This window comes from Streptomyces sp. NPDC037271 (assembly GCF_055603605.1).
This window is the reverse complement of the sequence record NZ_JBVJVN010000005.1, coordinates 188,056-208,394: the sequence shown is the minus strand read 5'-3', so window position 1 is coordinate 208,394 and position 20,339 is coordinate 188,056. Positions and strand designations below refer to the sequence as shown.

The 20,339-nt window shown below is 71.8% G+C and carries 18 protein-coding genes and 1 pseudogene; 8 read left to right on the top strand and 11 right to left on the bottom strand.

Annotation, left to right across the window (positions count from 1 at the left end; all coding sequences use genetic code 11):
* Window positions 1-22: 22 nt before the first annotated feature.
* The 3 genes from ACZ7G3_RS12585 to ACZ7G3_RS12575 form a co-directional block, all read right to left on the bottom strand.
* The gene (locus ACZ7G3_RS12585; protein WP_470925208.1) at window positions 23-517 is read right to left on the bottom strand and encodes a hypothetical protein; all 495 of its coding nucleotides are present in this window, start codon (window positions 515-517) and stop codon (window positions 23-25) included.
* A gap of 462 nt (window positions 518-979) precedes the next feature.
* Window positions 980-1,147 (bottom strand): hypothetical protein, encoded by a 168-nt coding sequence (locus tag ACZ7G3_RS12580; protein ID WP_470925206.1) that lies wholly within the window; start codon window positions 1,145-1,147, stop codon window positions 980-982.
* On the bottom strand, window positions 1,148-1,429 hold the full coding sequence (locus tag ACZ7G3_RS12575; RefSeq protein WP_033947068.1) for a metal-sensitive transcriptional regulator: 282 nt from the start codon (window positions 1,427-1,429) through the stop codon (window positions 1,148-1,150). It lies immediately after the preceding gene.
* A 170-nt stretch (window positions 1,430-1,599) separates the two neighbouring features.
* On the opposite strand from ACZ7G3_RS12575, the gene ACZ7G3_RS12570 reads away from it, so the two are divergent.
* From ACZ7G3_RS12570 to ACZ7G3_RS12560, 3 genes and pseudogenes are all read left to right on the top strand, one after another.
* Window positions 1,600-2,355: an alcohol dehydrogenase catalytic domain-containing protein gene (locus tag ACZ7G3_RS12570; RefSeq protein ID WP_470925204.1), complete on the top strand. Its 756-nt coding sequence runs from the start codon at window positions 1,600-1,602 to the stop codon at window positions 2,353-2,355.
* Window positions 2,356-2,467: 112 nt separating this feature from the next.
* A pseudogene (locus tag ACZ7G3_RS12565) lies at window positions 2,468-3,423 on the top strand (Bcr/CflA family efflux MFS transporter).
* Between the two features lie 73 nt (window positions 3,424-3,496).
* Complete coding sequence (locus ACZ7G3_RS12560) at window positions 3,497-3,706, top strand: hypothetical protein (RefSeq protein ID WP_470925202.1); 210 nt, start codon at window positions 3,497-3,499, stop codon at window positions 3,704-3,706.
* A 257-nt stretch (window positions 3,707-3,963) separates the two neighbouring features.
* Here ACZ7G3_RS12560 and ACZ7G3_RS12555 read toward each other — a convergent pair whose 3' ends face one another.
* From ACZ7G3_RS12555 to ACZ7G3_RS12520, 8 genes are all read right to left on the bottom strand, one after another.
* Complete coding sequence (locus ACZ7G3_RS12555; RefSeq protein ID WP_470925200.1) at window positions 3,964-4,605, bottom strand: nitroreductase family protein; 642 nt, start codon at window positions 4,603-4,605, stop codon at window positions 3,964-3,966.
* On the bottom strand, window positions 4,602-5,504 hold the full coding sequence (locus ACZ7G3_RS12550; RefSeq protein ID WP_470925198.1) for a hypothetical protein: 903 nt from the start codon (window positions 5,502-5,504) through the stop codon (window positions 4,602-4,604). The genes ACZ7G3_RS12555 and ACZ7G3_RS12550 overlap by 4 nt, the downstream gene beginning before the upstream one ends.
* A gap of 54 nt (window positions 5,505-5,558) precedes the next feature.
* Window positions 5,559-6,542, bottom strand: coding sequence for a ScbA/BarX family gamma-butyrolactone biosynthesis protein (locus ACZ7G3_RS12545; protein ID WP_470925197.1), 984 nt, complete (start codon window positions 6,540-6,542; stop codon window positions 5,559-5,561).
* Between the two features lie 14 nt (window positions 6,543-6,556).
* Complete coding sequence (locus tag ACZ7G3_RS12540; protein WP_470925195.1) at window positions 6,557-7,498, bottom strand: nucleoside-diphosphate kinase; 942 nt, start codon at window positions 7,496-7,498, stop codon at window positions 6,557-6,559.
* Window positions 7,495-8,595, bottom strand: coding sequence for an SDR family oxidoreductase (locus tag ACZ7G3_RS12535; protein ID WP_470925193.1), 1,101 nt, complete (start codon window positions 8,593-8,595; stop codon window positions 7,495-7,497). The genes ACZ7G3_RS12540 and ACZ7G3_RS12535 overlap by 4 nt, the downstream gene beginning before the upstream one ends.
* 192 nt (window positions 8,596-8,787) lie before the next feature.
* Window positions 8,788-10,431 carry a hypothetical protein gene (locus ACZ7G3_RS12530; RefSeq protein WP_470925191.1) on the bottom strand — a complete coding sequence of 548 codons (1,644 nt, stop codon included), beginning with the start codon at window positions 10,429-10,431 and terminating at the stop codon, window positions 8,788-8,790.
* A 34-nt stretch (window positions 10,432-10,465) separates the two neighbouring features.
* Window positions 10,466-13,213, bottom strand: a complete 2,748-nt coding sequence (locus tag ACZ7G3_RS12525) for a phosphoenolpyruvate synthase (protein WP_470925189.1) — start codon at window positions 13,211-13,213, stop codon at window positions 10,466-10,468.
* Window positions 13,214-13,272: 59 nt separating this feature from the next.
* The gene (locus ACZ7G3_RS12520) at window positions 13,273-14,271 is read right to left on the bottom strand and encodes a bifunctional lysylphosphatidylglycerol flippase/synthetase MprF (RefSeq protein WP_470925187.1); all 999 of its coding nucleotides are present in this window, start codon (window positions 14,269-14,271) and stop codon (window positions 13,273-13,275) included.
* Window positions 14,272-14,477: 206 nt separating this feature from the next.
* On the opposite strand from ACZ7G3_RS12520, the gene ACZ7G3_RS12515 reads away from it, so the two are divergent.
* The 5 genes from ACZ7G3_RS12515 (at window position 14,478) to ACZ7G3_RS12495 (ending at window position 20,193) form a co-directional block, all read left to right on the top strand.
* A complete protein-coding gene (locus tag ACZ7G3_RS12515; RefSeq protein ID WP_470925185.1) occupies window positions 14,478-16,190 on the top strand; it encodes an aldehyde dehydrogenase family protein in 1,713 nt (570 codons plus the stop codon).
* A 541-nt stretch (window positions 16,191-16,731) separates the two neighbouring features.
* Window positions 16,732-17,865 carry an acyl-CoA dehydrogenase family protein gene (locus ACZ7G3_RS12510; protein WP_470925183.1) on the top strand — a complete coding sequence of 378 codons (1,134 nt, stop codon included), beginning with the start codon at window positions 16,732-16,734 and terminating at the stop codon, window positions 17,863-17,865.
* Between the two features lie 9 nt (window positions 17,866-17,874).
* Window positions 17,875-19,197, top strand: coding sequence for an aspartate aminotransferase family protein (locus ACZ7G3_RS12505; RefSeq protein ID WP_470925181.1), 1,323 nt, complete (start codon window positions 17,875-17,877; stop codon window positions 19,195-19,197).
* Window positions 19,190-19,702: a type II toxin-antitoxin system RatA family toxin gene (locus tag ACZ7G3_RS12500; RefSeq protein ID WP_470925180.1), complete on the top strand. Its 513-nt coding sequence runs from the start codon at window positions 19,190-19,192 to the stop codon at window positions 19,700-19,702. The genes ACZ7G3_RS12505 and ACZ7G3_RS12500 overlap by 8 nt, the downstream gene beginning before the upstream one ends.
* Entirely contained in the window at window positions 19,702-20,193 is a 492-nt protein-coding gene (locus ACZ7G3_RS12495) for a hypothetical protein (protein WP_470925178.1), read from the top strand. The genes ACZ7G3_RS12500 and ACZ7G3_RS12495 overlap by 1 nt, the downstream gene beginning before the upstream one ends.
* Window positions 20,194-20,339: the final 146 nt, after the last annotated feature.

The window sequence follows — 20,339 nt, the reverse complement described above, 5'->3', positions numbered from 1 at the left end:
AGGAAGCAGAGCCGGCCGCAGGTCAGGCGGAAGCCGTGACCGGGCACGCGGTCTGCAAGGACAGGCGGCGCAGCGCGGCTTCCGCCAGCAGTCCCACCGACAGGAAGGCCAGCAGCGGCTGCAGGGGAGCCCAGTAGCTCAGGGCACCGGAAGCTCCGAGGAGCACAAGAACGAGCTTGTTGCAGACCGGGCAGCCGACGGCGAAAAAGGACAGCACCCCGCCGATCGCCCCGAGACGGCCACCGTCCGAGGGTTTCGGCTCCGAAGAGGTCGAGGGCTGACGCACGTAGGTGCTCAGGACGATGCCGGCCAGGACGGCCGTGACGGCGAGGGCCGGATAGTTCCACCACTGCACCGGTACCGACCGGCCGAACAGCGGATTGGGCACCACATCGGTGGGTGCGCCGACCAGGATCGCTGTGGTCAGGGCACCTGCGCCTGCCACAGTCCACTGCCGGGTGCGCCAACCATGCAGTGCTGCACCCGCCCGGCTCCATGAGCGCGAGGAAGAGGACATGCTGAAGAACTCCGTTCTCGAAGGATTCAGGGACACGGCCAACGGGCCGGTCTAAATCCGCAGAACGGAGTGAAGTGTCGCGGGTGGTGGAGCAGGGCTCCCCGACAGCACCCCGGAGTGCTGTGACACGGAAGGTGCGGGATGAGTGGGCTGCAACACGGAACCGGAGGACGAAGCAGACGGCGCAGGAGTCTCGGCCCGCGACGCGCTGTGATCAACGAGCACCTTCTTGCCGCAGGGCGCAGCTGCACCGTCTGAGGGCTCAGCAACCGCGAGGCTCTGTACACGTTCCGCGGTGGACGGGGGCGTGTCAGGCTCGCCGCGTTCCGTGTGCCCGAAGACGCACAGCAGCGCCACCACGGCCACGAGCAGAGCCAGCACACCACGAAACCGGGCGTGCGCCCGCCCGTGTACTGCTCGCTTCATCGCCACTCCTGCGTCCCGTTTGCAGATACGCCCAACCTAGGTCACTCGTTCCGGGCCGTGGTCGCCCAGGTCGGTGAAGAAGTCGTCAGCGCCGTCCAGATCCTGGTCACCGTGGCGTTCGCCATCGTGCTGCCGCCCGAAGCCGGCTTCGTACTCGGTGACGCCCTCGCCCGACGAGCCGAGCGATCCGGCGCGGCTGCGCACTCAGGCCAGCGAAAGGAACAACTTCTCCAGTCGGGCCCGCATCTGCTCCCGGTCGCCGGAGGCGGCCATGTCCGCATCGGTCAGGCAGTGCTGCAGGCCGGTGGCGATGATCGCGAAGCCCGCCTTGTCCAGCGCCCGGGAGGCCGCCGCGAGTTGTGTGACCACTTCCTCGCAGTCCCGCCCCTCCTCGATCATCTTGATCACCCCGGCGATCTGGCCCTGTGCCCGCCGCAGCCGGTTGACGACCGTCTTCAGTTCCTCAGCAGCCATCGCCAGTTCCACGACCCACGCCCCTTCGATATACCCCCGCGGGTAATCTACCTGGCGGTCGGGAGCTCGGCCAAGTTCGTGAAAGCGCAGAACGTCCCGGGGGCTTGTCGGCAACGAAATCTCCGCTTCGTCCGTCGGGGCGTGGACGGCTGCGTAAGCAAGGCCAGACGTTACCCAAGGCCATGAGCGCTGCTGTCCTCTACCGTCATGGGGGCGCGGAAGCGCTGGGGCTGCGGGATGACTGGCCGCTGCCCGAGCCCGCTCCGGGGCAGGTTCTGGTGCGGGTGGCTGCGGCTGCTGTCAACAACACGGACGTGTGGACCCGCGAAGGGGCGTACGGGCTGCCCGGGCGACCGGAGGCGAAGGCGGGATGGCGGGGTCCGCTGGAGTTCCCGCTGATCCAGGGCGGCGACATCGCGGGCACCGTCAGTGAGCTCGGCGCGGGTGTGCCGACGAGGTGGCTGGGCTGCCGCGTGCTGGTCGATCCCGCCTTCTACGCCGACGACGGTGAGGACGCCCCGCCCGTCGGTCTGCTGGGCAGTGAGAGGGACGGCGGCTTCGCCGAGTACGTCGTGGTGGATGCCGACCGCCTGCACGACATGAGCACCTCCCCGCTCTCCGACCAGGAGCCGGCCGCCCTTCCGGTCGCCTACGGCACGGCGATGGGGATGCTGGAGCGCGCGGAGATCCGGAGCAGTGAGACGGTGCTCGTCACCGGCGCTTCCGGCGGGGTGGGGCTGGCCCTGGTGCAGCTCGCGGCGGCTCGCGGGGCACGGGTGGTGGCGCTGACCAGCGCGTCCAAGGCCGCCGCGCTGCAGGAGGCCGGCGCCTCGGCGACGCTGGCCAGGAACGCGGACCCCGCCGACCTGGAACGCCGGCTGGCGGCGACGGCACCCAAGGGCCTGGACGCCGTCGCGGACGTGGCGGGAGGGCCGTGACTGCTCAGGAGGCATTCCGGGACGGCACCCACGTAGGCACCGCCAGAACGATGAAGCCCGCTCCCCGCCGCAGGAAGGGCATACGCCGGCGGCCGGGGAGCGCAAAGCGAGGGTGCTCGCGGTGCTCGCGGCTCTCACGGCTCTCGGACCCCTGTCCATAGACGCCTACATACCCGGCCTGCCCCACCTCGTCGACGAGTCGCACAGCTCGGCCTGGGCCGCCCGGCTCACGGTCACCTCCTGCCTCATGGGTCTGGCCGCCGGCCAGCTTCTGGCCGGCCCGATGAGTGACGCGCTCGGACGGCGGAGACCGCTGGTGGCCGGCCTTGCCCTGTACACCGCGGCGAGTCTGCTGTGTGCTTCTGCCCCCACGATGGGGATCCTTGTCCCATTGCGCGGAGTGCAGGGCTGGGCGGTGCTTTCGCTCTGGTCATCGCCTTCGCGTACGTCCGTGACCTGCACGAGGGAAAGGCCGCGGCCCGCTATTTCTCCCTGCTGATGATCGTGACGGGCCTGGCGCCGGTACTCGCCCCGCTGGCGGGAGCACAGATTCTCGGCGCCTGGGGATGGCGAGCGATCTTTGCCGCGCTCGCCGTTCTGAGCGCCGTCCTCATCGCGTGCACACGTGTCCTGCCGGAGAGCCGCCCGCCGCTCCTGCGCCAAGCACGGAGTGGGCGCCGCACGGGCGCGGTGTACGCCAAGCTGCTGCGTGACCGTCTCGCGATGGGCTACGTGCTGACCAACGCCCTGTCATTCGCCGCGCTGTTCGCCTACATCTCGGGCTCCCCGTTCGTTCTGCAGGACCTGCACGGGCTCTCAGCCCAGCAGTACAGCCTGGTGCTCGCCGCGAACGCTGCAGGTCTCGTCGCCGGCACACAGATGAGCAGGGTGCTCGTCCGCCGGCTCGGGTCCGAGTCGCTCCCGACCATGGGAGTGGCCGGCTCGGCGGCCGCAGGCGTCGTCGTCGTGGCCCTCGCACTCGTCGGCACGGGGCTGTGGCCGTTGCTTGCCGCCCTGTTCGTGTTGATCACAGGCGTGGGAATGGTCATGCCTGCGTCTCGTTCCTGATGGTGTGGTGTCGCCCGTTCGTGGGTGAGGGGACTGGGGTCGCGGGCATGGAGGGAGGCCGTACGCAACGGGCTTGTCCGACGAGCAGCGGGCGTTGATCGAGCCGCTGGTCACCGCGTGGCAGCAGGCCCGGTCGGCGACCGGGGGCCCGGGCTCCTGCGCCCTGCGCGAGGCCGTGAACGCGCTTACCCCGTCGAGCAGCGCCAAGCTGTCCGCCGGGCCCACGAGCAGGTGGCTGCACCCAGCGGTGGCGCCCGGCCGGTCTGGCCCGGCCTCGGCCTGAAACAACGAAGGCTTCGTCGTCGGCCCGCTCGGCGCCCGCCGGGTTCGCCTGCGGGCCCTCGCACTCGATGCGGCCTCGGGCATGACGGGGGTAAGGACTCCGGTACGGGCGTCCTGCCGGCACTTCCCCCGCGGCGGCGCCAACTGCTACTTCGGCCGCACCGCTCCTTGGAACCGAGAGCGTGACCCGTCCGGCCGGCGAGGGCCGGCGCCCGTAGCCCGAGGCCCGAATACCGTCCCGGGCGGGGCGCGGCCTTCTCAGCCCTGCCAGCCGTTGCGATGCAGGACCGACTCGAGCGGAAGCCGTGGGCCAGGGCGGAAGACGGACCGCAGGGGGTACGCCGTCGGCAGCAGTGCGCCCTGGCGTACGGCGGGCGGTAATCCCAGCAAGTCGGCGACCTCCTGCTCGCGGTCCAAATGGACCGCTGTCCACGCGGTGACCAGGCCGCGGCTGCGGGCGGCCAGGGCGTAACTCCACGCCGCCGGCAGGAGCGAGGCCCACAGCCCGGCCTGGTTGCCCTCCGGCAGCGCCCCGTCGGCCAGTTCGAGACAGGGGACGACCAGCACGGGCACCCGGTGCAGCCGGTCGGCCAGTTGCCGGCCCGCGGTCACTGCGGAGCGTGTCGCCGCGGGCAGTTCTTCCAGCCGGCTCAGGGCCGAGGCGTTTCGGGCGAGGAAGGCGGCGCGGTACACGGCGGCGACCTCCGCGCGGATCCGCGGCTCGGTGAGTACGATCCAGCGCCAGTTCTGCCGGTTCATGCCGTTGGGCCCCTGCAGGGCGACGCGCAGACAGTCCTCGACCAGCTCCGGGGCCACCTCGCGGTCCAGGTCCAGGCCCCGGCGGACGGAACGGGTGGTGGTGAGCACCTCCGTCACGGAGAGGGGGAGTTCCGTGTTCACCGCGGTGCCACCGCCTGCAGGGCTAGGGCGAGATGGGTCCCCAGCACGAAGCCCGTCGCGGGGAGCAGCGGCCAGGCGCCCCGGCGCGCGGTCGAGAACCGCCGGGCGCCCCACAGCGGAAGTACGGCGGGCAGGCAGGACAGGGGCCACAGCGACCCGCCGTCGGCCGCGAACAGGACGATCTGGCAGGCCACCGCGCCGGCCACCAGCCCCATGCCGATCAGGACGCTGGGCCCGGTGCCGAGGTCCGCCGAGTACAGGCGTGTGCCCGGCGGTGCTTCCCACGCCGTCTTGCGGGCGAACTCGAAGTGCAGGAACACGCAGACGCACAGCACGATCAGCACGGCACCGCGCCAGTCGGCGGTGACGGGGCCGGCGGCGGCCGTGGACCCGTACACGTAGCAGCCCAGCAGCACGTGCACCGGGCAGACGACCGCCAGGTTGAGCAACTGCCGGTCGCGCACCGCCGCCGACACGCGCTCCAGGAGGGCCGCCAGCAGCCCGTGGGCGAAGGCCGCGAGGACGAGGAGGACGGCCGTCGCCGACAGGGCCGCGTTGAGCCCCGCCGCCACGACGACGAGCACGGTCATGGCGCCGCGCAGCTCGGCGGCACTGATCGCACCGGTCACCAGGGGCCGTTCCGGATGGTGCAATCTGTCGTACTCCAGGTCCTTCTGCTCGTCCAGCATGCGCAGGAACAGCAGGACCAGGACGACGCTGACGGCCCGTACGCAGGTCGCCCCGGTCGGCCGCCAGGGCGTTCCCGTCAGCGCGACCGCCGAGCCCTCCAGGGCGCAGACCCACAGCACGCCGTACGTGACGTAGACCTGGGGCCGGAACGTGCGCAGGGTGAAGCGGCCCAGGCGGCCCGGCACCCGGTGTGCGGCGACGGTGGTCATGTGGGGAGATCCCTCGCTCGGTTGCGTGTCGTGGGGTGGGCCGTGCCTCCGGAGTCAGACCCCGTGGGCGCTCCGGCCCGCGGAGACCTCCGCCGGGCCGGCGGCCGGGTCCCGGTCGGCGAGGGTGAGGCGGGCCTCGGCGACCGGTGTGCCGTGCTGCTCCAGGGCGCACTCCAGCCCGGCGCCCCGCTCCGCCGGAGCGGTGGTGCACGTCAGGGGGAGGTCCAGCTCGGCGAATTGGCGGAACCGTGCGGACAGGCCCACGGGCAGCGCCGAGGCCGTGCGCACGGTGCCGGCGTCCGCGGCGGCGACGACCGCCAGTTGCCGCAGGGCCTCCAGCTCCAGCATGCCGGGGACGTGGTCGACCCAGTGGTCGAACAGGGTCGGATGCGTGGTGTCGGCGACCAGGCGGGCCGTGCGTCCCCCGTCGGGGGTGATGCCCGGCGGCGAGATGACGGCGTTGGCCGGATCGCGGCGGCCCACCCGCGCGGGATCGATCCGCGGCACACGGAGGGCGACCGGCCGCTCGAAGAGGCCGAGCGCGTCACGCCGGGCGTCGCGCATCCGCTGCCAGGCCCCCGGCGGCAGCCACGAGAAGGAGATGCGGGCCAGCAGGGCCTCGCGCCCGTCGACGGTGACCTCGAAGCGCAGCCGCAGCCCCTTCGGACGGCGCCGGTCCCCGAAGCGGTCCTCGATCCGCACCGCGAGGACCGCCTCCGCGGGCGCGACGCCGTGCACCAGGGCGTCCGGGTCGGTCACCTCGTACTCGACGGAGCGCAGCAGGAACTTGTCGTTCTCGGACGCGCCGAGGTAGCGGTGCGCCACCACGAAGATGCCCTGGCGGCACGTCTCCAGCAGCAGGAAGGGGTCGTGGCGGGTGCGGGGGCCGAGGGTGTCGTCGTAGAAGACGTGGTGGCGGGGCAGCTGCGCGGCGAGGAGCACGTCGTCCTCGCCGCGGCGCTCGGCGTCGGTCAGGAAGACCTCGGCCACCGCCTGCCGGTGCACCAGCGCACGGGGAAGGGTCCTGGCGAATTGCATGAGCGTTTCCTCGTTCAGGTGAGGTCGCTCCGGAGAGCGGTCAGGTGACGGCGCCACATGTCGACACCGGCTCCGTCCAGCACCGGGGCGCGGCCGGGCTGCCGCATCGGCAGAACCGTGGATCCGACGATGACGGCGTCCCACGGGTCCACATCCACGCCGTGGGCCCAGGCGGACTCCAGCAGCTCACGCGGGGCGGCGGCCGGATCGAGACCTTCCCGGCCGGCCACGGCGATGCGCAGACGCTCGACGGCGGGTTCGAAGTCGAGTTCGCGGGGCTTGGTGTCCGCGTACATCCGCTCGGCCACTTCGGTGGCGTGCGCGGTGGCGTCCGCGCCCGAGAGCGCCTCGCGGAAGAGGCGGTCGCGCGCGTCGTCGTCGAAGTGCACCGCCAGCTCACGCAGCACGTCCGCGGGTTCGTCCGGGGTGTGTACCAGGTTGAGCAGATAGCTGTAGCGGCCCAGGAGATGGCGCAGCTGGCCGGGCACCCTGGCGTCCGGGTCGGTCGGTCCCTTCAGCCCGGTGAGCACCACCGACGCCGGGACGTCCGTCTCGGCCTCCGACCGCACCAGCAGGACGAGTGAGGAGGTCGAGTGGAGGAACAGCCCGGCGAGCCGACGCCGTTGCGGAGTGGCGAGGTTCCACTGGAAGTACCACAGTGACCGGACGGCGGTCCTGCTGAGCCGGGTCGGCGCCGCGGCCACGACGCGGAAACCCCGCTCGGCGAGCCAGTCCAGAGCCGGCAGCAGCCTGCGGGCCACCACGGCGTCCGGCTTGAGCAGCAGTGCGGCGTGCCGGTGGGCGAAGCCGGTGACGTTGTCGGTGAGCGCCCCGAGCTGCTCGAAACTCTCCTGGAAGTAGGTGTCCGCGCCGTACAGCCGCTGTTTGCGCCGACTGCAGGTCAGCAGGGGCGACACCTCGATGCCGTAGCCCGGTTCGGTCGTCGCGGTGCTCATGCCGTGCTGCCCTCTCCCGCTGTGATCAGTACGGATTCGGCGGTGCCGGGCGAGGGGGCGCCCAGGTAACCGGTCCTCAGACCGTGGTCGAGCAGCTTCCGCAGGTACGGAGGTCCGCCGACGGGGACCGGGAAGCGGCTGAAGGCGACCGTGCCGGTGTTGTCGAAGCGGATCCGGCGACTCATGTAGGCGGTGTACAGGGAGATGACCCGTTCGTGGCACAGACGCTCGCCGACCGGAAGGGCGTCCTCCGAGAAGACACTGGACGGAACCCACCTCGCCACCTGGAACGACGGGTACTCGGCGAGCACGTCGGACAGGTCCCGCAGGGTGAGGGGACGGCTCGCGACGGCGTGCAGGGTACGGCCCCGGGCGTCCTCGAAACGGGTCGCCGCCTCGGCGATCAGGTCCGCCACGTAGTCGACCGGAACCAGGTCGAGGAGCGCGTCGTAGTGGCCCGGGATGGTCCTGACCCGCCCCTTGGTGATCAGCCGGACCACCGGGTACAGGGTCTTGTAGTCCCGGACCTGGCCCGTGCGCCGCTCGCCCGCCACGATGCTCGGCCTGATCACGACAACGGGCAGTCCGTCCCCGGCCGCCTCGCGCACCAGCATCTCCGCGCGCAGTTTGCTGCTCTCGTAGGTGTTGCCGAACCGCTGGCCGACGTCGAGTTCGTCCTCCTGGACGGTGCCGTTGCGCTCACCGGCCACGTACGCCGTGCTGACATGCACCAGTGGTGTGCCGTGGGCGCGGGCCAGGGTCAGGACGTTCTCCGTCCCGGTGACGTTGACGTCCTGGTACAGCTGGGCGGGAAGTCCGAAGTCGGTGATGCCTGCGCAGTGCACGATCCGATCGGCTCCGGCGGCCAGGCGCAGCTGCTCCGCGTCCAGTCCGAGCCCCGGCCGGGTGATGTCGCCGGTGAGCCGTGTCAGCGAGCCCTGCGGAGCCTTCAGCCGCTTTCCGCTGTTACGGACGATGTCGCCGTTGCGGTGCAGCAGGGCCAGCACCCGGTGGCCGGCCGTGAGGAGGCGTGCGGTGACCTCGGCGCCCAGGAATCCGCCGGCGCCGGTGACCAGAACGGTCGGGCCCCCGTTCATCGAAGCCTCCGGTGGTGGTCGCGGGTGGTGGGTCTCACGGTCTGCCTCCAGATGTCGCGCGGTCGGACGCCGCGCGCGGTCGGGTGATCGGGGCCGGGCCCCGCACGGACGGACGGCCGGAGCCGGGCGCGGGGGTGGAAGGACGGGCGGGCGGGTGGGCGGCGCAGGGACGCGCGGGCGGCGGGTCGGGGGTCACCTCACCCGATGAGGTTGCGCCCCGCTGTCGGCGACGAGGTCGCGCACCTCTTCGAGAGGCAGGTCCGCGTCGAAGTGGGCCGCGACCCGCACCCAGTCTTGACCGAGTTCCAGGGTGGCCCGCCAGGTGTCGGGGGAGTCGAAGGAGGCCGGGAAGGCATCCGCGCCGGCCGCCTCCCGCACCACACCGATGAACTCCGCCAGCTCCAGCGACACGCGCTCGGCGCTCTCCGCCGAGTCGATGGCGACCCGGATCAGGGCGTCCGCGAGGGGCCCGATCGGCCGCGTGTCCGGGGGGAGGGACAGCAGCGGAAGCCGGCGGACCAGATCCGGGTCCGGCGGCAGCGGACTGACCCCGTACGCGCAGAACAGGCCGCGCAGCGCGCTCTGCGCGGCACGGCGCGCCGCGACCTCGGCCACCCTCCACTGGTTGCGCCGCACGGCGCCCGCCAGGTCCTCCCTGGCGTTCTCGACCACCATGTTGGAGAAGACCAGCGCCAGCGCCGCCGCGGAGAACCGTGCCGCAGGCAGCGGCACCAGATCGACCGCGTCGGGACCGGAGACTGCCGCCCCGCGCAGCGACAGCAATGGCCGGGCCGTACTGGGCGGCGGAGTCAGCGGACCGGGCGGCGAGGCCAGCGGCAGGGCCGGTGTGACGTTGCCGCCGCCCTTCCAGGTCAGCCGGACCAGTCCGAGCCGCAGGAACTGCGCCAGCAGCGGTCCCGCCTCCGAGCCGCCGGCGGCACGGGCCCCGGCCAGTGCCTCGGGCAGCGGCCTGCCCAGGACGAGAGAGCGCCACACCCGGCCGGCCCGCTCACCGAACGCGAACACGTCGCTGCGCCCGCGCACCACATGGACGCGCTCCACCGCCTGCCAGGTGGTGACACCGGGCCGGCGTTCCACGGCCAGCCGTTCCGGCCGGTGGGGCACACCCGTGACGCCCAGCTCCGCGGCGAACGCCAGACAGGCACCGACACGGGCGTCGGCGTCCATGCCGGTCCCGCCGGACTCCAGCTCCCAGTAGCGCTCCCGGATTTCGGGCCGCTGTGCGCGGTCCAGCTGCATGGAGAGCCACTTGGGTTCCAGATAGGTCTCGCCGCGCACCGCCGCCCACGACTTGACCGCCTGCACCACGCCGGAGCGGGCCCAGTCCACGGCCTCCTCGTCCTCCCCGAGGCACAGCATCGCCATCGCGTGGCGCAGGGACTGTCTGGAGGCGTGCGCCCACCAGTCCGCGGCGACCGTGCGGAAGCGCTCCCGCGGGAACTGCGCCTTGACCTCGTCGACCAGGGCGTGGCCGCGCAGCGGGAAGCTGTGCAGCAGCCGCTGGCACCGGTTCAGCAGGTCCTCGGAGATCCTGCCCACGCGCCGCTCGTCCGCCTTCAGGGCGGCGAACTGCTCGGTGACCTGACGCAGGGAACGCGTCCGGACCTCGACCCGGCGGCCGTCCACGAAGAAGAGCGAGGGCATGGTCGGCAGGTCGTCCTCGCTGCGCCCGATCAGCAGGAAGTCGATGTCCGAGCCGGAGTTGCCGAACCCCTCGGCGATGGAACCTTCGAGCACCACGGCCCAGTCGCCGGAGCGCACCTGGGGCAGTGTCTTGTCGAGCAGGTCCTGCAGATAGTCCTCGGTGAGGATCAACGGGAGTGTCTCCGTCCTGGGGGTACGGGCGAGGTCAGGGCCGGCCGCCGGGGTCGGGCGGCACGTCGTCCGGCGCCGGGTCGTCGAGCACCGTCACGGTGCCGAGGGCGCCGTCCACCCGCAGCCGTGCACCGGTGCGGATCTCGGTGGTGGCGTTGGCGACCTGCACCACGGTGGGGATGCCCATCTCCCGTGCGACGACGGCCACATGGGTCAGCGGGCTGCCCCGTTCGATGATCAGTGCGGCCGCCGAGGGCAGCGCCGTCACCCAGCCGGGGTCGGTGCGGTAGGCGACCAGGATGCCGCCGTCGACGGCGTGGGGGGCGTCGGTGACCACCGCGAACCCCTCGACGACACCGGGGCAGCAGGGGGTGCCGCGCAGTTCACGGGCGCCGCTGCGGGCGGCCGGGCCGCTGGTCCAGCCGGCCAGTTCGAGGTTGCCCGACCAGTACGGGGCACCACGGGTGGTGAACCGGGACGGGGCGGTCAGTGCGGCGTCCGCGGCGAGCTGCCGGCGGCGCATCGCGGCCAGCTCGCGCAGCTCGGTGTGCGCGACCGTGCCCTCGTAGGCGCCGCCGATCTCCTCCAGGCGGAGCATGAAAACGTCGTCCCGATCGTCGAGCGCCCCGGCGCCGGCCAGGTCGCGGCCCAGGGCCCGCAGCATGCCCTTCACGGAGCCGAACGCACGGGTACGGCAGAACCGCAGCCGCTCCCGGTCGGTGAGCGCGGCCCGCGCCTTGCGCCGCACCAGCTCGTAGACCCGGCGCCGGGGACCGCGCAGGTGGGCGTCGAGGTACGCGTCGGCCTCGCCGCCCCGGTCGTCGGGGCGGTTCGCGGCACCCGGCAGCGCGTCGCGCAGCAGGGTGAACAGCCCGGACGGGTCCTGGCGGAAGTCGGGCACCTCCAGCTTGAGTTCGTCCAGGCTGCGGTATCCGTAGGCGGCGATGTACGCGTCCACGTCCGACAGGAAACCGGTGTGGCCGCCGTCGCGCAGGGCCTGGTGGGCGGCGTCGTCGGGAGTGCTCTCCAGCAGGCTCCGCACGGCGTCGTCGGCCCGTGCCCGCGCGGCCAGCGCGATCAGCGCCCGTGCCGGTTCGGCGGACTCGACGTCGGCGCCGGGAGCGGCCGCAGCCCAGGTGAACCACTCGGGGGCGTCGGGCAGCCACCTGCGGGTGAGCAGGCCCAGCATGCCGACGGAGAGCAGGATGGTGGCGTCCAGGGCCTGCATCGGGCCCCACTTCTCGATGAGGTCCCGCTGCAGCCGGCGGAAGCGGCGGTAGGTCTCGTCGCCGGGCAGCGCCTCGTAGTCGACACCGTCGAACACCGCGTAGGCGCGGTAGAAGTCCCGGTGGAACGTCTCCATGGTGCGGCGGATCGTCAGGAACCTGCGGGCGAAGACGGCGGTGCGGACCAGCCGGGACACCCGGCCGCGCACACCCGGTCGCGGGGTGAAGGGACGGAGCGCGTCGGCATTCTCGTCGGAGATGCTCTCGGCCACCCCCAGAGACTTCTCCAGCACGCGCCGGTTGAGCGGGTAGAGCGGCGCGAGCCGCACCATGCGGTACCAGTGGTGCAGGTTGTAGTAGACCCGCCCGTGGAAGTACCCGAGCAGGTGCGGGGTCCACTCCCGCACCTCGCGCAGCTGCTCGCCGCGGACCCCCAGGGCCCGGGCGTAACTCTCGTACACCTTGGCGTAGGTGTCGGCGGCGAAGCTGTACGTGAGGGGCGAGACGATCCCGCTGAAGCTCTCGATGATGTTCGAGTTGTCCCAGAGGCGCTCCTCGCCGGCGGGCTCCGCCGCGTGGTCCGCCGCAGCGCCGAGGGCCGTGACGGGGCGGCTCTGCAGCACCCACAGCTCGCCGTCGGCGATCGCCCACTCGATGTCCTGCGGGACGCCGTAGTGGCCCGCGACGCGCGTGCCCAGCTCGTGCAGCCGGCCCAGGTCGCCGGGGCTCAGGGACAGCACCCCGCGGTCCTCGTCGGAGACCGGCCGCACCTCACAGCCGGCGCCCGCGCCCGCGCCGTAGCGCTCCCGTTTGTCCCCGATCACGGCGCTCACCGTCGTACCGTCCGCCCCGTCCAGGACAATGGTGTCGGCATCGACCGCGCCGGAGACCAGCGCCTCGCCCAGCCCGTAGACGGAGCTGACCACCTGGCGGTCCGTGCGCCCGGAGACCGGGTCCGCAGTGAACAGCACCCCACTGCGTTCGGCGGCCACCATGCGCTGCAGCACGACGGCGACACCGTCGGTGCCCGCGGGCAGCCCGCGCTGCGCACGGTAGTGCAGGGAGCGCTCGGAGAATGCCGAGGCCCAGCACCGGCGCACGTACTCGGTGACTTGATCGAGGCCGCGGACGTTGAGGAAGCTGTCGAACTGACCGGCGAAGGAGTGCTCGGCGCCGTCCTCCTCCGCCCCCGAGGAGCGGACGGCCACCAGACCGCCACCGGCCTCCCGGTAGGCGGCGGCGACGGCCTCGGCGACGCCGTCGCCGAGGTGCGCCGTCGCGATCAGCCCGGCGGCCTCGGCCGCCACCTCGCCGGCCCGGTCCTGCCGGCCGTCGCCGAACAGGTCCGCCAGCCGCTCGTCCAGGCCGCTGTCCCGGGAGAACTCCGCGAAGACGTCGAGGCCGATCACCGACCAGTCCGGCACGCGGAAGCCGGCCGCGGTCAGAGCGTGCAGGTTCGCGCCCTTCCCACCGGCGTGCGCGGCGACCCGGGAAAGTTCGCTGGTCGGTGTGAGAACGCGCAAGGAGCGCTGCTCGGATCCTGCGGTGAGTGACAACTCGGTTCCTTACGCTGGCTCTTCCCCCGGATCGTGGGGCGGGTGCGGTGCCGGGAGGTTCAGACGGACTTGGTGACGCGGAGCATCTGCCAGACGGCCGGGAGACTGGCACGGCCGTGGAAGGCCAGGTACTCGGGAAGCACCAGGTCGGGGCCCCACTTCTCCTTGTAGGCCAGCTGGCTGGCCGAGGGGTACACCTTCTCCCCGTGCTCGGCCATGAAGCGCATGAAGCGGGTGGTCGGGCCGCTGGCGCCCGGCACCTCGTGGTCGGCGGACAGACCCACGAACGGGGTGAAGCCGAAGTGCAGCCACTCGGCCTTCTCGTCCCGGAACGTCTCCAGGGCGTGCAGGTTGATGGCCTCCATCACCCCGGGCGGAGCGGTCGCCCGACGGCGGCTGAGGTCGTGCAGCCAGCCGGGGTGCGAGCCGTAGACCGGGGAGTAGGAGATGTAGCCGATCGCCCGGCCCTCCAGGCGCCCCAGCAGCAGCCGCCGGTGCTCCTGGGCGGAGCCGCCGAGCTCACCGACCAGGAACTCGATCTCCTTGACGTGTCGGCCCTTCGAGCGGAGCCACTCGCGGTCGATGTCGACCAGGTCGTCGGCGGCCCGGTCGTAGGGGACCTCGGCCACCTCCAGGCCGGCCCGCCTGGCCTTGGAGATCTTGTTGCGCAGTTTCATGAACTTCGTACCGCGCAGAGTGTGGTCCGGCAGCCGCAGTGCGTACGAGGAACCGACCTGGTTCACGGTGAAGCCGCAACGGTCGTACAGCTCCGCGTCGGACCGCTGGAGCTGCACGGCGACCACCTTGCGGCGGGCCGTACGGGCGAAGGCGAGGAACGCCCGCAGCAGGCGCTCCCGGTCGGCCTCGGGCGCGAAGACGCCACCGAACTGCATCAGGTACCGGCCGGCCTCGCGGTAGGCGACGACACCCTTCACCGACGGGTCCGAGAAGTAGGCGTTGCCGGCGTTCAGGGCGAGGAAGGCGCTGGGATTGTCCGCGCTCTCCCGGAGGATGGCGACCACTTCTCCTGGATCGATCTCACGGTTGACGGTGGTCATCGTTCCCCTTGTCGTCACGAAAACGGTGGCCGAACTCCCGGCAGATCGTTGCCGATCTCTCTCTCATCGGCCTGACACATCCGTCTCAGGCCGGTCTCCGCCGATTGTCAGGCCGCGCTGTAACAGTCCAGTGCGAGGAAGCAGGACGTCGAACATTTCCTTCCCGGCCTCCGCGGCTTTGGGGGGTAGGAGAGCGGAGGACCCGCGTGAGCAGTGCCCGTACGACGCCCGAGGCGTCGCACCATGAGGACGCCGTCGGCACCGCGGCGGACGGCAACGGTCTGCTGACCTACGACTCGCTCGTCGACGGCAAGAACGTGCCGAGCGACCAGTGGGTCTACGTGGTCGACTCGGACGCGCTGCTGCAGGACGCGTTCAGCAGCCTGACACTGAAACGGAAACTGGAGAGCGGACGGTTGTCCCCCGAGGAACTGCCCGGCGGCAGCATCGTCGGAAGGGTGGCACGGGCCGGCCGCGAGACCGTGCTGCAGGCCGTCGAGGCGGCCTCCCGCGCCACCGTCGAGTGGAACACGTTCCCCCTCGACGAGCGGCTGGACCGGTTCGGTGCCCTCCTGCACCGCCGGCTGACCGAGCAGGCCGACCGCACGATCGAGATTCTGCTGCGGGAGGGCCACCCTCTGGCACTGGCCCGCTGGCAGGTGTCCGGAGCGCTGGAGTGCTTCTCGCCCCAGTCGCTGGCCTTCTACCGCAGCCAGATGCTGCACGAGTCGCGGCACGGCGAACGGCGGATCTCCGTGCGCCGCCGCCCGGACGGCGTGGTCTGCCTCAACCCGCCGCAGAACGCCCCGCTGTCGAGCGCGCTGCTCGGCGTCACCTCGCTCATGGCCGGTAACTCGCTGGTCGTCCGCGCTCCGCGCAGCGCCCCGCTGGGGGTCATGTACGTGCTGCACGAGATCGTGGCGCCCGTCCTGGAGGAACTCGGCGCCCCCGGCGGCACCTTGAACGTGGTCTGCGGGGACCCGGCGCCGATGCTCTCGGCCTGGCTCGACAGCCCGCTCGTCGACGACATCATGTACTTCGGCAGCAGCGAGGCCGGTATCCGCTTCCAGGAGCGCTGCGTGGCGGCGGGGAAGAAGCCGATCCTCGAACTCGCGGGCAACGACACCGTGGTGGTCTGGAAGGACGCCGACCTCGAGTACGCCGCCGAGGCGCTGACCGAGAGCTTCTACGGCTCCGGCCAGCTCTGCATGATCCCCAACCAGGTGCTCGTGCACCCGGACGTCGTGGAGCGGCTGACGGCCCTGCTGGCCGAGAAGGCCGCGGACGTGCGGGGCGGGTCGGTGCGGCAGGAGGACGTCCTGCTCACCCCCGTGCTGCGCAACGAGAAGTTCTTCGCGTGCCTGGAGGACGCTCTGTCGAACGGTGCCGAACTGGTCTGCGGCGGCCACGCCATGCAGGACGACGGGACCCGGGACGCCGCGGGAATCTTCCTGGAGCCCACGGTGGTCCTGGTCCGGGGACTGGAGGGGGCCCGCGAGGTGCAGGCGGTCCGGCACGAGACGTTCTTCCCGCTGCTGCCGGTGATCGCGGCCGAGCCGGCCCCGGACGCCGTCCTGCTGGACCGGTTCGTCGGCTTCGTCAACAGCAACCCGTACGGGCTGCGCAACTCGGTGTGGGCCGGCGACCCCGAGGTCGTCGAGCACTTCGTGACCCGAATCACCCAGGGCGGCCTGCTGAAGGTGAACGACTCCCACATCGGTTTCCTGCCCGGCCTGCCCACACACGGTGGCACCGGGCTGACCGGCGGCGTGTACGGCGAGGCCAACTACCCCGTCCTGCGCACCTCGCACATCCAGGGCGTGAGCATCTCCGACGGCGGGATCCGCCCCCGGGAGGCCGTGTTCGGAGCCTGGCAGGCGATGCGGGGCGAGGACGGGACCGCAGCGGCCGGCGCGTGACACCGACGCCGGCCGCTGCGGTCCGGCGGCCGCCGGGCAGTCCCGTCCCAGGAGACCGCCGGTGACCTGCGGTGGGACTTCGAACGGCCGAGAGACCAGAGAGATTCGCCAGCATGCGTGACGGCCTCGAAGGTGCGGTGGTCACGTCCCAGGGCCCGGAGCACGTTCAGGCGGTGTCCGGAGTTGCAGCAGCCCGTCCTCGCTGTTCGGCACCCGGCGCGAGCGAACCTTCGTGCCGGGTGCATCGATCGCGGTGCAGCGGTGTCCGGCCTTGCCCGTGTCCGTCCCCGCCCACGGTTCGGGCACCAGTCCCTCCTTCGTCGTCCTTCTGTGCTCTCCCAGCAGAGACCTCGCTGTCACGTCCGTACGAGCGATTCGGTTGGCGCACCCCCCTCAGCAGGCGCGTCGTCGCGGGAAGCCGGGCTGCCGATCTCTCCGAGCCACGAATGCGGCAACACCATGACAGCCGCACCCGGCAACCCCTGGGCGTCCCGATCCCACGAATGACCGCGATCAACCCATGAAGAAAGGTGTGGAGACCATGCGCCCACTCGAAGCGGCACGCGCCGCTTGTGAATCCTTCCTCCCCGGCCTGCTCGACCGCCTCGCGGACATTCCGCTGGCGGAACTGGAGGCGCCGGGCAGCCCGGCCATCCGCCACTTCCGGGAGTGCGGCGGACCCGCACTGGTGATCCCCAAGGAGTACGGCGGGCACGGTGCCGACCCCCTGGAGGCGATGGCCGTGACCCGCGCCCTGGCCTCCCGGGCCCCGTCCCTGGCGGTGGCGACCACCATGCACCACTTCTCCGTGGCCACCCTGTTCAGCCTCGCGGCCAGCGTGCAGAGCACCGGGATGGAGTGGGCCCTGCTCGAAGGGGTCGCGGAGCAGCGGCTCCTGGTCGCCTCCGGGTTCGCGGAGGGACGGCCCGGCCAGGGCATCCTGTCGCCGACGATGTCGGCCCGCAAGAGCGAGGGCGGCTACCTGATCGACGGCTCCAAGAAGCCGTGCAGCCTCGCCCACTCCATGGACCTGCTCACCGCCAGTGTGGCGCTGCCCGCCGACGACGGCACCGAGCAGATGGCCGTCCTGCTGATCCCGGCGACGACGGCCGGCATCACCGTGCACCCCTTCTGGAAGAGCAGCACGCTCGCGGGCGCCGAGAGCGACGAGATCCGGCTGTCCGAGGTCTTCGTGGACGAGCAGCTGCTGATGCCCAACACCGCCGACCCCGGGGAGCTGGACGACCTCCAGACCGTCGGTCTCATCTGGTTCGAACTGCTCATCTCCAGCTGCTACCTGGGCATGGTCAGCGGTCTGGTCGAACGGGCCGTGGACGGACGGCGGGGCAGCGAGACGGACCGGGCGCGCGCCCTGATCCGGCTGGAGGCGGCGGCCCAGCTGCTGGAGGGTGTGGCCCGCCGCGTGCGGGACGGCGAGAACGGCAACGAAGCCCTCGCCCAGGCACTGGTCGCCCGCTACGCGGCGCAGGAGGCGCTGGCCGATGCCCGCGATCTGGCCGTGGAACTGCTCGGCGGGACGGCCTTCATGAGCGCGTCCGACACCGCTGTGATCGCCGCCTCGTCGCACGGCATCGGATTCCACCCGCCGTCGCGATCGAGTTTCACCGGCCCGTACCTGGAGCACGCAGCGGGCCGACCGCTGCGCCTGGCCTGAGGAGGCACCGTGACCGTCGCACCCACCGGATCGACTCCCGCAGCAGACCCCGGCACCCGCCGTGTGCCCGGCCGCGACGAGCTCGGCCGCCTGTACCGCACCCACATGAACCGGGGCCGGGCCACGCTCGGCGAGATGTTCGGCGGTCATGTGGAAGTGGAGTCGCATGGCGCCTGGGTCACCACGGCCGAGGGCAAGCGCTTCCTCAACTGCGGTGGCTACGGCGTCTTCCTGGCCGGAGCCAGGCACCCGACGGTGATCCGGCACGTCACCGAGCAGCTGCAGGCGCATCCGATCGCCACCCGGGTCTTCCTCGAACCGCAGGCCGCGCTGGCAGCCGAGGCACTGACCTCGGTCGTGCCGGCCGGACTGACCCGCGTGCACTTCGCGGGCTCGGGCGCCGAGGCCGCGGAGACCGCGCTCAAGATGGCCCGGACCAAGGGCCGCCGGCGGCTGGTCGCCACCACGGGCGGCTATCACGGCAAGACGATCGGCGCGCTCAGCCTCACCGGCAACGATCTCTTCCGCACCCCGTTCCAGCCGCTGCTGCCGCAGACCACGCACGTGCCGTTCGGTGACGCGGCGGCTCTGGAGGCCGTGCTCGCGGAGACTCCCGGCGAATGCTGTGTCTTCGTGGAGCCGGTGCAGGGCGAGGCCGGAGTGGTCATCCCGCCGTCGGGCTACCTGAAGGCCGTGCGGGACGCCTGCGACAGGCAGGGCGCGCTGCTGGTGCTCGACGAGGTCCAGACCGGCCTGGGCCGGCTCGGCAGCTGGTGGGGCGCGGACGCGGAGGACGTCAAGCCCGACATCATGCTCGTCGGCAAGGGACTCAGCGGCGGCGTGGTTCCGGTGTCGGCCGTGGCGGCGACCCGTGAGGCGTTCTCCGTCTTCGACCGCGACCCGTACCTGCACACCTCCACCTTCTCCGGGGCCCCGCTCGCCATGGCCGCCGCCCGCGGCGCCATCGCGGCGATCCAGGAGGACGACCTCGTCACCCGCGCCCGCGAACTCGGGGACGAACTGCTGCCGCGGCTCCGCCGGATCGCCGTGGAGCACTACGGCGACGTCGTCCGCGAGGTGCGCGGCCGGGGACTGCTGCTGGGCATCGAGTTCGCCGAGCCGGGACCCGCCGGAGACCTGCTGATCGAGCTGATCTCCAACGGAGTGATCGCCAACCACTCCCTCAACTCCCATCTGGTCCTCCGCCTCACCCCGCCCGCCGTCCTGGTCCGCAGCGACCTGGACTTCCTCTACGAGGCATTCGACCGGGCGTGCCGCGCGCAGGCGGCTCGCTACTCGCCCATCACAGGAGGCAGCCGCAGCCATGCGTAACGCATCCGTACTTCTTCGCATCGACGGTGTCGCCCCCGGGACCGTGTTCGACCGCATCCACGACTTCGCCCGCTATCCGGAGTTCACCGACGTGGTCCGGAGCGTGACCGTCCATCAGATGTCGCCGGAGGAGGAGACCAGCGACTGGGAGGTCTACTTCCGCAACGGCATCCTGCGGTGGACCGAGGCCGACCGGTTCGACCGGGACGGCCTGGTCATCTCCTTCGAGCAGATCGACGGAGACTTCGAGGAGTTCTCCGGCACCTGGCGGATCGGCGCCGACGGGCCGGACAGCCTGGTCGACTTCTCCGCCGACTTCGACTTCGGCATCCCGAGCCTGGCCGGGATCCTCGACCCGGTGGCGCAGCGGGTCTTCAAGGAGACCATCGCTCGTGTCGTGATGGGGCTGTTCGAGGGCCGGGCGTCCGTGGTGGGCGACGACGCCACGGCACGTGCCGTCGCGGCGGCGTCCGCTCCCGTCCCGAGCACCGGAGCGGTGGGCTGATGGACGGCCGCAACCTCTTCGAGACGCCCACCACCTACCGGCTGATCCGCCTCGAGTACGCGCTCGGCCTGGTGGTGGCCGCCGTCCTCTTCTTCACCCACCTCGACGAGGTCCGCTGGCTGCCCGCCGTCGGGCTCTTCGTCTACATCGACCTGATCGGGTACCTGCCCGGGGCCTTCGCCTACCGGCGCAGCCCCGACAAGCGGATCTCCAAGGTCTACTTCGTCCTCTACAACGTGATGCACAGCCTGGTCACCCAGGGCCTGGTCGTCCTCGCCTGGATCTGGCTGTTCGGCGCCGAGTGGGCCCTGCTGGCCGTCCCCATCCACCTCTTCGGGGACCGCGCTCTGTTCGGCAACTTCCTGAAGCCGTTCGCGCTGCGCTTCGAACCCGAGCCGCACCCGGCGTACACCGCCTTCCGTGAGCACTACGAGCACAGCGGTCCGGTACCTGCCGCCGGCACGCCCGCCGGTGTGCCCGCCCACCACTGACCGCGCGGACCACCCGCGCCCGGGGGGGGGGGGGGAGGGGGGGGGGGGGGAGGGGGGAAAAGGGGGGGGAAAGGAGGAGGTGCGGGTGGGGGTCGGGTTCCGAGTGGGAGAGGGATGTGGGGCGGAGGGGTGGGCGGTCGGGGGTA